This is a genomic window from Methylobacterium fujisawaense, from assembly GCF_039619325.1.
GTDB lineage: Bacteria > Pseudomonadota > Alphaproteobacteria > Rhizobiales > Beijerinckiaceae > Methylobacterium > Methylobacterium fujisawaense.
The window spans coordinates 3,892,009-3,906,577 of record NZ_CP155000.1 but is presented as its reverse complement, the minus strand read 5'-3'; the positions used below and the strand labels follow the sequence as shown (position 1 = coordinate 3,906,577).

The 14,569-nt window shown below is 70.3% G+C and carries 11 protein-coding genes and 1 riboswitch; of the genes, 2 read left to right on the top strand and 9 right to left on the bottom strand.

The window, feature by feature from the left end; genetic code table 11:
• Positions 1-147: 147 nt before the first annotated feature.
• The 7 genes from ABC766_RS18465 to ABC766_RS18435 all read right to left on the bottom strand — a co-directional run bounded on the left by ABC766_RS18465 (position 148) and on the right by ABC766_RS18435 (position 8,855).
• A complete protein-coding gene (locus tag ABC766_RS18465) occupies positions 148-3,321 on the bottom strand; it encodes a multidrug efflux RND transporter permease subunit (RefSeq protein ID WP_345819189.1) in 3,174 nt (1,057 codons plus the stop codon).
• A gap of 147 nt (positions 3,322-3,468) precedes the next feature.
• Positions 3,469-4,647: an efflux RND transporter periplasmic adaptor subunit gene (locus tag ABC766_RS18460; protein ID WP_051976111.1), complete on the bottom strand. Its 1,179-nt coding sequence runs from the start codon at positions 4,645-4,647 to the stop codon at positions 3,469-3,471.
• Positions 4,648-4,704: 57 nt separating this feature from the next.
• Positions 4,705-5,022 (bottom strand): hypothetical protein, encoded by a 318-nt coding sequence (locus ABC766_RS18455; protein WP_236952735.1) that lies wholly within the window; start codon positions 5,020-5,022, stop codon positions 4,705-4,707.
• Positions 5,023-5,558: 536 nt separating this feature from the next.
• Complete coding sequence (locus tag ABC766_RS18450) at positions 5,559-6,728, bottom strand: MFS transporter (protein ID WP_053609601.1); 1,170 nt, start codon at positions 6,726-6,728, stop codon at positions 5,559-5,561.
• 7 nt (positions 6,729-6,735) lie between these two features.
• On the bottom strand, positions 6,736-8,031 hold the full coding sequence (locus tag ABC766_RS18445) for an arsenic transporter (RefSeq protein ID WP_043384014.1): 1,296 nt from the start codon (positions 8,029-8,031) through the stop codon (positions 6,736-6,738).
• Between the two features lie 34 nt (positions 8,032-8,065).
• On the bottom strand, positions 8,066-8,503 hold the full coding sequence (arsC, locus tag ABC766_RS18440) for an arsenate reductase (glutaredoxin) (RefSeq protein WP_043353683.1): 438 nt from the start codon (positions 8,501-8,503) through the stop codon (positions 8,066-8,068).
• Positions 8,496-8,855, bottom strand: a complete 360-nt coding sequence (locus ABC766_RS18435) for an ArsR/SmtB family transcription factor (protein ID WP_043353685.1) — start codon at positions 8,853-8,855, stop codon at positions 8,496-8,498. Before ABC766_RS18435 ends, arsC begins: the two co-directional genes overlap by 8 nt.
• A gap of 50 nt (positions 8,856-8,905) precedes the next feature.
• Between ABC766_RS18435 and arsH the strand changes: the two genes are divergently transcribed.
• Entirely contained in the window at positions 8,906-9,652 is a 747-nt protein-coding gene (gene arsH, locus ABC766_RS18430) for an arsenical resistance protein ArsH (RefSeq protein ID WP_043353686.1), read from the top strand.
• A gap of 230 nt (positions 9,653-9,882) precedes the next feature.
• A riboswitch (Fluoride riboswitch) is annotated at positions 9,883-9,955 on the top strand.
• Between the two features lie 41 nt (positions 9,956-9,996).
• Positions 9,997-11,394, top strand: coding sequence for a voltage-gated chloride channel family protein (locus ABC766_RS18425; RefSeq protein ID WP_345819188.1), 1,398 nt, complete (start codon positions 9,997-9,999; stop codon positions 11,392-11,394).
• 323 nt (positions 11,395-11,717) lie between these two features.
• Here the strand turns inward: ABC766_RS18425 and ABC766_RS18420 are convergent, their stop codons facing one another.
• Positions 11,718-13,409, bottom strand: coding sequence for a methyl-accepting chemotaxis protein (locus ABC766_RS18420; protein WP_278306096.1), 1,692 nt, complete (start codon positions 13,407-13,409; stop codon positions 11,718-11,720).
• A 139-nt stretch (positions 13,410-13,548) separates the two neighbouring features.
• A complete protein-coding gene (locus ABC766_RS18415) occupies positions 13,549-14,526 on the bottom strand; it encodes a sigma-70 family RNA polymerase sigma factor (protein ID WP_274926649.1) in 978 nt (325 codons plus the stop codon).
• Positions 14,527-14,569 lie beyond the last annotated feature (43 nt).

The window sequence follows — 14,569 nt, the reverse complement described above, 5'->3', positions numbered from 1 at the left end:
TCCGATCCCCGGTGTCGCGGTACGCTCGACCGCCCTGTTGCGGGGGACGCGCCAGGAGCCGAAATCCTCGCGGCGGCGTCAGGCTGGACCCGCCACGCCCCCCCCGGGACCCGACGCAATCCGGGATGCGCGCCCTCCGTCACGGTGTCAGCCCCTCTCGGGCGCCGAGGATGCGGTCCCGGTCGGCACAGGCTGCCGCCCCTGCGCGCGCCGCTCCTCGACGCGCTGCAGGATGACGTAGAAGCACGGCACGAACAGCACCGCCAGGCAGGTCGAGGCCAGCATCCCGCTGAACACCGTGATGCCGATCGACTTGCGCGCGGCGGCGCCGGCCCCGGAGGCGGTGACGAGGGGCAGGACGCCGAGGATGAAGGCGAACGAGGTCATCAGGATCGGGCGGAAGCGCAGCCGCGACGCCTCTACGGCCGCGGCCGCGATGTCGAGACCGGCCTGCCGCTTCTCGCGGGCGACCTCGACGATCAGGATGGCGTTCTTGCTCGCCAGCGCGATCAGCAGGATCAGGCCGATCTGCGTGTAGAGGTTGTTGGCGACGCCGAGCAGCAGCAGCGCCCCGACCGTGCCCAGGAGCGCCAGCGGCACCCCGAGCAGGACCGCCAGCGGCAGGATCCAGCTCTCGTACTGGCCGGCCAGGACCAGATAGACGAGGAGGATGGCGAGCCCGAACACGAGGTAGATCTGCGCGCCGACCGCCTTCTCCTGGTACGACATCGCCGTCCAGTCATAGCCCGTGCCCGGCGGCAGCACCTTGGCGGCGATCTGCTGCATCAGGTCCAGCGCCTGCCCGGAGCTGAAGCCCGGCGCCGCCCCGCCCACGATCGTGGCCGTCGGGTAGAGGTTGTAGAGGCTGATCAGGGACGGGCCCTGCACGGTCTTGATCTCCACGATGGTGCCGAGCGGCACCATCGCCCCGTTGCCGGCCCGCACCTTCAGGTTCTCGACGTCCTCGGGGCGGAGCCGGTAATCGGGCGCGGCCTGCACGTAGACCTGGAAGGTCCGGCCGAACTTGTTGAACTGCGTGACGTAGGACGACCCCACGTAGCTCGAGAGCGTCGAGAAGACCTGCCCGACCGTGACGCCGAGCGCCTCGGCCTTGATCCGGTCCACCGCGATCGCGATCTGCGGCACGCCGGCCCGGAACGAGGTGTTGAGCTTCCGCAAGCCCGATTGCGCGTTCCCGTCGGCGACGATCGTCCGGGCGAGGCTCTCCAGCAGGGGGTAATCGAAGTCGCCGTTGCGCAGCTCCACCTGCATGGTGAAGCCGCTGGCATTGCCGATGCCCTGGATCGGCGGCGGGATGAGCACGAAGGTCGCGGCGTCCTCGACGCCCTCCAGCATCGTATTGAAGCGGTCGTAGAGGCTGCGCAGATCCTGGCCCTTCTCCCGGGCCCGGGCGTCCCAGTCCTTGAGGACGACGTAGGCGACACCGGCATTGGGCAGGGTGGCGTTGGAATCGAGGACCGAGATGCCGCTGATGGTGAGCACGTTGTCGACGCCGGCCGTCGCCTTCGCCTGCGCGCTGATGCGCTGCATCACCGCGTCGGTGCGCTCCTTCGAGGCCCCGTCGGGCAGCTGGGCCCCGATCAGCACGTAGCCCTGATCCTCCGTGGGCAGGAAGGCGGTGGGCAGGCGGGTCAATCCCCATCCCGCCAAGCCGATCAGCAGGAGCGCGAGGACGGCCATGAGGCCGCTGCGCCGGACCATGTGGGCGATCAGCCGGGCGTACCAGCCCTCGACGACCCCGTAGACGCGGTTGAAGCCGCGGTAGAACAGGTTCCGCTTCTCCGGCGGCACCGGCTTGCGCAACCACAGGGCGCATTGGGTCGGCTTCAGCGTGGCGGCGTTGATCGCGCTGATCAGCGCGGTGGCGGCGATCACCAGGGCGAACTGCTTGTAGAGCTGCCCGGTCAGGCCGGGGAGGAACGCGGCCGGCACGAAGACCGACATGAGCACCAGGGTGATGCCGATGATCGGGCCGAACAGCTCCTCCATCGCCTTCTCGGCCGCCGCCCGGGGCGAGAGGCCCTCGTCGATATGGTGGGCCACGCCCTCGACGATCACGATGGCGTCGTCCACCACGATGCCGATCGCCAGCACGATGGCGAACAGCGTCGAGAGGTTCACGCTGAAGCCCATCGCCGCCATGGCGGCGAAGGCGCCGATGATGGTCACCGGCACCGTCGTCGCCGGCACCAGCATGGCCCGCCAGTCCTGGACGAAGACCAGGATGACGATCAGGACCAGCACGGCGGCCTCGAACAGCGTCCTGTAGACCTCGTGGATCGAGGCCTGGACGAACGCGGTCGTGTCGAACGGGATGGCGTAGACGAGGCCCGGCGGGAAGGTCTTGGCGAGTTCGGCCATCCGGGTGCCGACGGCGTTCGCCACCGTGAGCGCGTTCGCCTCCGGCAACTGGTAGATGCCGATGCCGGCGGCGGCCTGACCGTTCAGGGTGAAGGACTGGCTGTAGGTCTGCGCGCCGAGTTCGACCCGGCCGACGTCGCGTAGGCGGGTGATGCGGCCGCCGTCCTGCGCGTCCGCCTTGATGATGATGTTCTCGAAGTCCGGGGCGTCGTTCAGCCGCCCGTTGATGTTGAGGGTGTACTGGAAATCCTGTCCGGTCGGCACCGGCGGCATCCCCAGGGCCCCGGCGGTGACCTCCTGGCTCTGCTGCTGCACGGTGTTGATGATGGCGTCGGGGGTGAGGCCCCGGGCCTGGAGCAGATCGGGGTCCAGCCAGATCCGCATCGCGTACTGGCCGGCGCCGAACACCGTGACGTTGCCGACGCCGGGGAGCCGGGCCAGCTCGTTCTGCACGTTGATCACGCCGTAATTCGACAGGAACAGGCTGTCGAACTTCCCGTCGGTGGCCGACAGCGTCACGAATTGCAGGATTGCGGTGGATTTCTTCTGGGTCGTGACGCCCTGGACCTGGACCGCCTGCGGCAGCGAGGACATCGCGATCGCGACGCGGTTCTGCACCAGCACCTGCGCCTGATCGCCGTCCGTCCCGATCGCGAAGGTGACCGTGAGGGTGTAGGTGCCGTCGCTCGCGCTGGTCGACTGCATGTAGAGCATGCCCTCGACGCCGTTGACCTGCTGCTCGATCGGCAGCGCCACCGTGTCGATCACCGTGCGGGCGCTCGCACCCGGATAGCGCGTGGTGACCTGGACCGTCGGCGGCACGACGTTGGGGTATTGCGACACGGGCAGGTTGAGGAGCGACACCGCGCCGACCAGCACCATGATCAGGGCCAGCACGTTGGCCAGGACCGGCCGCTCGATGAAGAAGCGCGAGATCATGCCGTTGGCCCTCGGTGCCGGCGTCTCAGGGGCGGTCCGCCGCATCGGCGGGCCGCGGATGGGCGGATGCCGGCCTCCGGTGACCGGGCGGATCGGTGCCCTGGACCATCGGTCTCGCGGGCTCGGCCGGGCGCACCGGCCGGTGTCTCACCGCTGAAGCGGCGCCGGGCTTGGGGAGGCCTCGGCCACCGCCGACTTCTGGGGTGCGACCTTGGCCCCGGGGATGGCTCGCTGGATGCCGTCCGTGACGACCCAGTCGCCGGGGGCGAGCCCCGCCTCGATCACCCGGTACCGCCCGTCCCGCGCCCCGAGCGTCACCACCCGCTGCGCGACCGTGTTGTCGGCCCCGACCGTGAGCACGTAGCTGCCCTGCTGGTTCGTCCCGATGGCGTCGTCGCGGACCAGCAGCGCCTTGTCGTCGCGGCCGACCGGGATCCGGACCCGCACGAACAGGCCCGGGAGGAGCGCGTGATCGCCGTTCTCGATGAGCGCCCGGGCCAGCAGGGTGCCGGTGGACGGATCGACCTGCGGCGCGAGGTAGTCGAGCCGGCCGGTATGCGGATAGCCGGTCTCGGTCTGCAGGCCGATCTCCACCGGTATCTTGGCCAGATCGCCCAGCGGCTGCTGCGTCGCGCGCAGGTGCTGCTTGACCAGCAGCACCTGCTGCTCGCTGACGTTGAAGTAGACGTAGAGCGGATCGATGCGGACGAGCTGCGCCAGCTTGGTCGGCCCGCTGATGCCGACGAGCGCCCCGACATCCGCCAGGTGGTTGGTGACCACGCCGTCGAAGGGCGCGGAGACCTGCGTGTAGCCGAGGTTGATGGTGGCGATGTCGAGGTTGGCCTGCGCCTCCATGACGGCGGCGCTGGCTTGGTCCTGCTTGGTCTTCGCGTCCTCGACCCGGGCCTGCGAGGCGAATTCCTGCCGCCCCAGCGTGGATTGGCGCTGATATTCGGACTGGGCGTTCGCCAGGGCGGCCTGCTGCGCCGCCAGGGCGCCCTGCGCCTGCTTGAGCTGCGCCTCGTAGGTGTTGCGCTGGATGGCGAAGAGCGGCGCGCCCGCCTTCACCACGGCGCCGTCCTTGTAGGTGATCGCCTCCAGAAAGCCCTGGACCCGCGCCTCGAGATCGACGGCCGCGAACGCCTTGGTGTTGCCGGTGAGTTCGAAGTAGCGCGTCACCGTGCGCACGACCGGCTGCGAGACCGAGACGCCGGGCGGCGGTGGCGGGACGTACTGGTTCGAATCGCGGCAACCGGCGGCGCATCCGGCGATGGCCGCGAGGGCGAGAAGACGGACGGATCCGGGAAGCTGCAGCACGATCGGCACGGCCGGCCCTCAACCTGAGATCGTTACGGATGGTCTTTGGCCTCGGTCCTGCCGCGGCTACTGACCATCCTCGGCCTTGGCTTCCCGGGCGAGGGTCAGGCATTCGAGCAGATCGACATAGCTGGGCAGGCCGTCGAGTTGCGCTTCCGCCGCGCAGCGTGTCCGGTCACCGGCCGGGTAGCTGGACCACTTTTTTTCGACCTCGGCCCGCGCCGACCCCTCATCCTCGAGGCAGAGCTTCTGCCGGCCGGCATCGAGGGTCATCTGCTGCGTCGCCGCCCGGCAGCTGCCGTGAACGTCGAAGACCGGCATCGTGTCCGAGACCGGCGTCGCCAACGCCAGCTCCATCAGCAGGGCAGGAACGGCAAACATCATGATCGACACACCCGCGCAGCGCGCCAACCGGACAACCCGGTCGATCCTGACTTTGGCGGCCCAACACAGATGCCCCGCCCTGCGACAATACAGGTTCGATGCGCAAACGGGCCCGATTCGGTCGCCTGTGCTCTATCGATAGCACATTTCGCAGCTGAGCCATGGCCTCAAAAATTGTTATCAACCAAGGCGGACTACCGAATCCCGCGATCCCCCGTCAGATCGGGCACACGATGTATTTACGTCTTATTTAAACGTCCCAACCGATACGGGACAGCAACAGACCCAACGATACACCTGCATCACGGTATTTCGGCGCGCCCAGGATCGACGGCCCGCGATGATTCACCTGTGAAAGACGGGCGCCGCCAAGGCGAGGGGATCGGCCGATCTTGGACCCGGCGGAGTGGGACGATGGACCGAGCCCCGAACAGCCGAACATGCAGGGTTCGTCGCGGTCGCGCGATCCCCCCTCCCGTCGGCCGGCGGGACGGGGCCGGTGTCGCGATCCCCTGCCTGTCGGCTTGGCCGCCGTCTCACCGCTCCGCGCGGTGGAGATGCCACAGCGCGCCGACCAGCCCGAGATTGGCGAGGCTCAGGGCGAGCAAGAGCCACAACAGGGCCTCCGGGCTGGCCTGGGTCAGCACGAACGCGCCGGCCGGCGGGGCGAGCGCCTGCGCGACCAGCCCCGGCCGCGCCAGGCGGCCGACCACCAGCGGGTAGCGCACCGGACCGAACAGGGCCAAGGGCACCGTGCCCCGCGCGATCGAATAGATCCCGTTGCCGCCGCCGTAGAGCACCAGCCAGATCCCGACGCCCGGCAGCCTCAGGGCCAGCAGCACCAAACCCAGCGCCACCAGGCCCAGGGCGGCGGTGAGAGTCCAGAGCGGGTGATGCCGCCCTTCGAACGACATCTCCACGATGCGGGCGCCGACCTGCGCCGGGCCGATCAGCGCCGCGTAGGACACGGCGGACGCCAGCGCCACGCCCCGCGCCTGCAGCAGCGTCAGCAGATGCACCGACACCAGCGCCATGATCGCGCCGCCGAGGACCAGCACCCCGGCGAACAGCCGGAACGCCCGCCGCTCGGCGGCGGACAGAGGGCCGGTGCGCGCCGCGCGGTGCTCCGCCGCCGCCGCCGGCGGGTTCGGGATCAGCAGGAGCACCAGCGGCAGCGTGACCCCGAGATGCAGGCCGGCATAGGCGAGGCAGGCGCCCCGCCAGCCGACCTGCGCGACCAGGAACGCCGAGAGCGGCCAGCACACGGTGCTGGCGAACCCGCCCCACAGGGTCAGGGTGGTGATCGCCGGCCGTGCCGCCGCCCCGTAGAGGCGCCCGAGGGTGGCGAAGGCCGGATCGTACAGGCCGCAGCCCATGCCGAGCCCCAGCAGAAGCCAGCCGGCCAGGTAGACCGGCAGGACCGGCGCGGCGGCCAGCGTGATCAGGCCGGCCGCCAGCAGCAGCGCCGCCAGCGCCAGAACCGGACGGCCGCCGTGGCGGTGGATCGCCGCCCCGACATGCGGCGCGGCGAACGCGGCAACGAGGAGCCCGAGGGACAGACCGCCGACCACCCAGGCCAGCGGCCAGCCGGTGCTCTCCGCCACCGGGCCGGCGAGCACGGCGGGCAGGTAGAACGAGGACCCCCAGGCGAGGATCTCGATCACGCCGAGGGCGGAGATCACCGGCCAGCGCCTCCCCCCGGACACGCGCGGCCTACCGGGGACCGAGCAGCGGCAGCCAGGCCGCCAGCGCCAGCAGCGTGGCCAGCAGCACGGGCGGGGTGATGACCAGACCGACCTTCATGTACTGGCCCCAGGTGATCCTCTGGCCCTTGCTGTCCAGGACATGCAGCCAGAGCAGGGTGGCGAGGCTGCCGATCGGCGTGAACTTCGGCCCGAGGTCGCAGCCGATCACGTTGGCGTAGACCATCAGCTCGCGGGTCAGCGGCGACAGGTCCGGCGCCCGCTCGATCGCGAGCGCCCCGATCAGCACGCTCGGCATGTTGTTCATCAGCGACGACAGGATCGCGGCGGCAAAGCCGGTGCCGATGGTGGCGGCCCACGGGCCGTGGCCGGCGAGCCAGACCAGGCCCTTCGCCAGCGCGTCGGTCAGGCCGGCGTTCCGGAGGCCGTAGACCACGAGGTACATGCCGAGGCTGAACAGCACGATCTGCCAGGGGGCGCCGGTCAGCACCTTGCGGATCGGGATGATCCCGCCCCGGTTGGCGAGCAGCAGGAGCACCGCCGCGCCGGCGCAGGTGACGGCCGACACCGGCACCCCGAACGGCGCGGTGACGAAGTAGGCGGCGAGCAGCACGCCGAGCAGCGGGAACGCCGCCCGGAACACCAGCGGATCGCGGATCGCGTCGGCCGGGCGTTCGAGGGCATCGACCGGGTAGGCTTCCGGCACGTCGCGCCGGAAATAGGCCCACAGCACCAGCAGCGTCGCCGCCAGGGACACCAGGTTCACCGGCACCATCACGGCGGCGTACCGGCCGAAGGTCACGGCGAAGAAGTTGGCGGAGACGATGTTGACCAGGTTGGAGATCACCAGCGGCAGGGAGGTGCTGTCCGCCACGAACCCGCAGGCGACGATGAACGCCAGGGCCGCCGCCGGCTTGAAATCGAGCCGGAGCAGGATCGCCAGCACGATCGGCGTCAGCAGCAGCGCCGCGCCGTCGTTGGCGAACACCGCCGCGATGGCCGCGCCGAGGAGCACGACCAGCGGGAACAGCCGCCGGCCCCGGCCGCCGCCCCAGCGGGCGATGTGCAGGGCCGCCCAATGGAAGAACCCGGCCTCATCGAGCAGCAGGGAGAGGATGATGAGCGCCACGAAGGTGAACGTGGCGTCCCAGACGACATGCCAGACCACCGGAATGTCGCCCGGATGGATCACGCCCGCGGCGAGAGCGACCCCCGCGCCGGCCAGTGCGCTCCATCCGATCCCGAGGCCCCTGGGCTGCCAGATGACGAACACGAGGGTGGCAAGAAAAATGGCGAGCGCGAGCATCCGGGCGTTTTCGTCTTATGGATCGGTGTGAGGCTCAGGCCGTGGCGACGCGGCGGCCGTGCTCGTCCACGACCCGCTCACCGTCTTCCTTGACGAACTCGCCCTGCTGCACCGGCAGAAGATCGAGCACGGCTTCCGACGGTCGGCACAGGCGCACGCCCTTGGGCGTGACCACCAGCGGGCGGTTGAGGAGGATCGGGTGCGCCGCGATGGCGTCCAGGAGCTGCGCATCCGTCAGCGCGGGATCGCCGAGGTTCAGCTCCGCGAACGGCGTGCCGCTCTCCCGCAGCACCGCACGCACCGACAGACCGGCGCGGGCCAGGAGCTGCACCAGCAGCGCCCGCGCGGGCGGGGTTTTGAGGTACTCGATCACGTGCGGCTCGATGCCGGCGTTGCGGATCATCGCGAGGGTGTTGCGGGACGTGCCGCATTCGGGGTTGTGGTAGATCACGACGTCGAACGGCTCAGGCATGGGCGGTCTCTCCAAGGGCGGGGCAGCAGGGTGCCAGGGCGGCCATCGCCGGGGTGCAGACCTCCGGGCGGCCCTGGCAGCAATCTTTCATCAGGAAGGCGATCAGGCCGGACAGCGCCGGGTAGGCGGCGCTGTAGATGATCGAGCGGCCCGCGCGCCGCGATGCGACCAGGCCCGCGTGGCTCAGTTCCTTGAGATGATGGGACACGGTGGCGGCGGAGACGCCCACCGCCTCAGCCAGCACGCCGGAGGCCAGCCCGTCCGGGCCGGCGGTCACGAGCACCCGCACCAGGCGCAGACGGTGCTCCTGGGCGAGGGCCGCGAAGGCGGCGAGGGCTTGCGGCTCGTCCATATTCGTTACAATCTTCAAATCACTCTTTGAACGTACAAGAAAGCTGAACCTTGGACAAGCCGCGCCAGCCTTTCACCGATGGCCTGCCGAACCTGAGCGCCGCGCATTTCGTGGTGCCGACCCGCGCGCGCCTGGAGGCGGTCAAGCCGCTCACCCACGCCCCCCGGTTCCTGATCCTCTACGGCTCCCTGCGGGAGCGCTCGTTCAGCCGCTTCCTCGCCTACGAGGCCGCCCGGCTCCTGGAAGCCATGGGCGGCGAGGTGCGGATCTACGACGCGCACGGCCTGCCCCTGCCCGACGACACGACCGCCGATCATCCGAAGGTGCAGGAGCTGCGCGACCTCTCGATCTGGTCCGAGGGCCAAGTGTGGGTGTCGCCGGAGCGGCACGGCACGCTGACCGGCGTGATGAAAAGCCAGATCGACTGGCTGCCGCTCTCCGAAGGCAGCGTGCGGCCGACCCAGGGCCGCACGCTGGCCGTGATGCAGGTGTCCGGCGGCTCGCAGAGCTTCAACGCCGTGAACAGCCTGCGGATTCTCGGCCGCTGGATGCGGATGATCACGATCCCGAACCAGTCGTCGGTCCCGATGGCCTACAAGGAGTTCGACGAGGCCGGCCGGATGAAGCCGGGGCCGCTCTACGAGCGCGTCGTGGACGTGTGCGAGGAGCTCATGAAGTTCACGCTGCTGACCCGGGAGCGGGCCGACGACCTCGTCGACCGCTACAGCGAGCGGAAGGAGCGCGCGCCGGAGCGGCTGAGCGCCGTGGCCGCCGACATCGGCTTTGTGAAGCGCTGAGACACACCGCCGCCGATGCGACCGTCCACGCGGGCGCCGTCGTGATCGCGGCGGCCACCGGCCGCCCGTGGGGCAGGTCTGTGCGGGTCCCGGCGCCCCGAGGGTCGACCGGATCCGCTGTCGCCGCGTCCACCCTCGGGGGAGCGACGGGTTCGCCCCCCGCACGCCGCAGGCCTGCACGAAGGACCTTGACGAAGGGCCTTGACGCGGTTCGGAGGGGTCCCGTATCTCTCGAGGACGGCAATGGTGTCTGCCGGGCCATCAAGGCCGAACCGCCGTCAGGCTGATGACTCCTACTTCTTGCGATCCCGCAAAGTCTTGCGGCGTCGCATCAAGGGGATGTCATGCGCGCAACCTTCCGAAATCTGTTTACACGCTTCAACGTCGCGGCCTTTGTCCGCACGCGGCACGATCATGCCGTCTCGGTCGCGCGCTGGATCCTGGTTCTGCTGCCCATGGCCGCCGCCGTGGGCTCCCTGTGCGCGGCCTTCCTCTGGAGCCTCGATGCGGCCACCCGGGCGCGCTTCGCCTATCCCGGGCTGCTGTTTCTCCTGCCGCTCGGCGGCTTGGCTATCGGGCTGCTCTACCATCGCTTCGGCCAATCCGTGGAGGGCGGCAACAACCTCATCGTCGAGCAGATCCATGTGCCCGGGGGCGGCGTGCCCCTGCGCATGGCGCCGCTGATCTTCCTCGGCACGGTGGTCACGCATCTGTTCGGCGGATCGGCGGGCCGCGAAGGCACGGCCGTCCAACTGGGCGGCAGCCTCGCAAGCGCCTTCGGCAAGGCGGTCCGCCTGGATGCGCCGAGCTTCCGGATCATGCTGATGGCCGGGATCGCCGCGGGGTTCGGCGCCGTCTTCGGTACGCCACTGGCCGGCGCGGTCTTCGCGCTCGAGGTCCTCGCTGTCGGACGCGTCGAATATGCGGCCCTCGTGCCCTGCCTCGTCGCGGCCGTGGTCGGCGACTGGACCTGTCAGCTGTGGGGCATCGAACACGGGGTCTACCGTATCGACGACCACGCCGGAGCCGTCGGCACGCACATGGTCGAGCCGCTGCTCCTGGCCAAGGTCGCGGTGGCAGGCGTGGCCTTCGGACTGGCCGGCCTGGTGTTCGCCGAGGCGAACCACATGCTCGGCGGATGGTGCAAGCGGGTCATCGCCTTCGCGCCCCTCCGCCCCGTGGCGGGCGGCCTCGCGGTGATCGCCCTGGTCTACCTCTGTGGCACGCGGGATTACCTGGGACTGGGCGTCTGGTCGGCGGATCCGCACGGGCTGACCATCGCCCGCTTCTTCGGTCCGGAGGTGCATCCCTGGAGCTGGGCGCTCAAGATGCTGTTCACGGTCGTCACCCTGAGCGCCGGGTTCAAGGGCGGCGAGGTCACGCCGCTGTTCTTCATCGGCGCGGCCCTCGGCAACGCGCTGGCCGGGGTGCTGGGGGCGCCGGTGGATCTCCTGGCCGGCCTCGGGTTCGTCGCCGTGTTTGCCGGAGCGGCCAACACGCCGCTGGCCTGCACGCTCATGGGTATCGAGCTGTTCGGCGCCACGCACGGCGTCTACATCGCGACCGCCTGCTTCCTGGCCTACCTGTGCTCCGGGCACAGCGGCATCTACCTGTCCCAGCGCATCGCCGTCCCGAAGGTTTCCGTGGGCGCCCTGCCGCCGGACGCCACCCTGCGCCATGCACGCACGCACCGCGCGGCCCGGCTGACCGCGCCGGCCCCCGCGCCGGCCACCGACAGATAGGTGCGCCCCAGGGCTTCGACGCGTCCGGTCATCCCGGCCGGGATCGGGATGGTGCGGGCATCTCCATGACGTGCGCCGACAGGGCTCGACCACGTCAAGCCCGTTCCCTGGGGGGCTCCAGGCCCCTCTGCGGGGAACGGGTCGTGCAGGCGAAGGCCGACGGCCTGCTCAAGGCCGTCGGCCGAGGACGCCCCGGTCTCAATGGGCGCCACACGCCCCCCGCAATCCGCGCCCTGCCCCTGCACCGCCGTCGGGCCGGCCCGCAAGCGGCGGAGCCGGCCCGCGCCGGGAGGGCGGACCGGGAGGATCCGGCCAGGGGCTCGTCAGGCGGCGCGGACGGTTGCGAGGAAGCGGGCGACCTCGGCACCGAGATGCTCGGACTGGCGCGAGAGTTCGGAGGCGGAGGCGAGCACCTGGCTGGCCGCGGCGCCGGTCTCCTCGGAGGCCTGCGCGACGCCCGCGATGGTGCCGGTCACCGCGGTGGTGCCGGTTGAGGCCTGCGCCACGTTGCGCACGATCTCCTGCGTCGCCGCCCCCTGCTGCTCCACCGCCGCGGCGATCGAGGTCGCCACGCCGTCGATCTCCCGGATCCGCCCGGTGATCCCGCCGATCGCCGTCACGGCCTGCCCGGTCACCTCCTGCACCGCGCCGATCTGCCGGGCGATCTCCTCGGTCGCCTTGGCGGTCTGCTCGGCCAGCGCCTTCACCTCGGCAGCCACCACCGCAAAGCCCCGCCCCGCGGCGCCGGCCCGCGCCGCCTCGATCGTGGCGTTGAGCGCCAGCAGGTTGGTCTGCCCGGCGATCCCGGAGATCATCCCGACCATGTCGCCGATCCGGGCGGCGGTCTGGCTGAGCGCCTGGACCAGGGCGGCGGTCTGGTCGGCCTCGCCCACCGCCGACTGCGCGAGCCGGGCCGAGCCGGTGACCTGCCGGCCGATCTCCTGCACCGACGAGCCCAGCTCCTCCGCGGCGGCGGCCACGGTCTGGACGTTGGCGGCGGCCTCTTCCGCGGCCGCCGCAACGGTGGTGGATTGCGAGGCCGTCTCCTGGGCGGTGGCGGTCATCTGCCGGGCGGTGGCCTGCAGCTCCGTGGCCGAGGACGAGACCATGCCGACGACGCCGCCGACCGACCGCTCGAACCCGTCGGCGAGTTCGATCATGGTGCGCCGGCGCGCCTGGGCCGCGGCCGCGTCGGCCAGCCGCTTGACCTCGGCCTCCTCGGCGGCCTTGCGGGCGACCAGGGCCTTGATCCCCTCCACCGCCCGGCCGACCGCGCCGATCTCGTCGCCCCGGCCAGCCTCCCGGATCTCCGCCTCGATCTCCCCTTGCGCCATGCGTCGTAGGACGACGACCAATCTGCCGAGCGGGCGCGTGATGCCGACGATCGTCACGAGGGCGGCCGCAGCGAGCCCGACCAGCAAGCCGAGCGCGCTGAACGACACCAGGGAGATGCGGGTGGCGTTGGTCTGCTCGGTCAGTTCGGCCGAGCCCTTCTCCATCGCGCCATCGATGTCGTTCCCGAGCTTCGAACTGCCCTGCACCAGGGCGACGAAGGTCGGGTCGATCGTACGATGGACCAGCGCGAGAGCCTCGGCGTTCCGGCCCGCCAGGCAGAGCTGGCGAACCTCGGAGACCTGCTGGACGAACTGATGGATACGGGCCGCCTGCTCGTCGATGCGCGCGCCGAAATCCGGCGCGAGTCGGCGCAGGTCGGCCAGAGCCTTTGTCAGGGTGGGGATGGCGTCGTCGAATCCAGTGTTGGCCACCTTCATCTGAGCTTCGTCTGTCTCAGCGAGGATGCGATACACCCAGTAATTCATCTCGAAGACGCTGCGATTCAGGCGACGCGCCGTTGCAACCGCCTTCGCATCGCGATCGATGAAAGAACTGTAGGCCTTATCGATCTGGCCGATCCGCGCCTGCGCAAACCAAATACAGCCACCGATCACTCCACCGATAAGCACGATGACCGCTGACAGCTTTGTCAATATTTTAGCGTTGGAGAGCAAGGACATGGTTCCACCTGTGTGCATCAGGCGAAACGTCAACGAACACGATTAAATTTCGGTTCAAGTTTCCGTGATGCGGAGAGAGCCAGCGCGATTCCGGGGGCCTCGGGGCCGGGCCGATGCGCGGCCGCTCTCGGCGATGCGGTCAAGGAACCGCCCCTCCCGGGCGCCGCTCCGCGGATTCGCGCGGTTGCGGCTCCGCATGCGGCCCGGTGCCGGCTGCGCCCGCCACAGGGGGCAGGACCTGACGGAGCACATGGCGGAGCTTGTCGGGGTTGCGGGTGATGTAGAGGGCGGTGATCCGACCGTTCTCGATGGCGAGCGCGGTCGTCTGGAGGAGATCGCCGCGTTCCCGGCTGATGTATCCCGGCAATCCGTCGATCCAGACCGGCGCGACCATCGCGGCCCGCTCGGGCCCCCATTTGCGCCGGACGCCCGCGAAGAGACGGAGCAGGCGCTCCGACCCGACGATGGGGTTGGGAAAGGCCAGGACCTTGCCGCCGCCGTCCGAGCAGAGCACCACGTCCTCCGCGAGCAGCGTGCGCAGGGTCGCGATGTCCCCGCTGGCGGAGGCCGCGAAGAAGGCGTGGGCGATCCGCTCGCCCTCCTCCCGCGCCACGGGAAAGCGCGGCCGTGCGGACTGCACGTTCCGGCGGGCGCGCACCGCGAGCTGACGCACGGCGGCCGCCTCCCGATCAAGCGTGTCCGCCACCTCGCCGAGCGGGATGCCGAACACGTCGTGGAGCAGGAAGGCTGCGCGCTCGAGGGGCGAGAGGCGTTCCAGCGCCATCATCAGCGTCAGCGTGAGATCGTCCTCGTCCACGCCGTCCTCCCCCGTCTCGACCAGGGGCTCCGGCAGCCAGGCGCCGACATAGGTCTCCCGGCGGGCGCGGGCCGACTTCATCTGGTCGAGGCAGAGCCGGGTCACGATGCGGGCCAGAAACGGATACGGGGCCGCGACCGCGCCCCGATCCGCCGCGATCCAGCGCAGCCACGTGTCCTGCACCATGTCCTCGGCCTCGCTGCGGGAGCCGAGCATGCGGTAGGCGATGCGCAGGAGGCGCGGACGATGGGCCTCGAAGGTGGCGGTCGCCGCGTCGGTCTGCGTGTCGGTCGGCGGCATGGGATCTGTCTGCGGAGCGATGGCGAGACCCGGGGATCCTCGC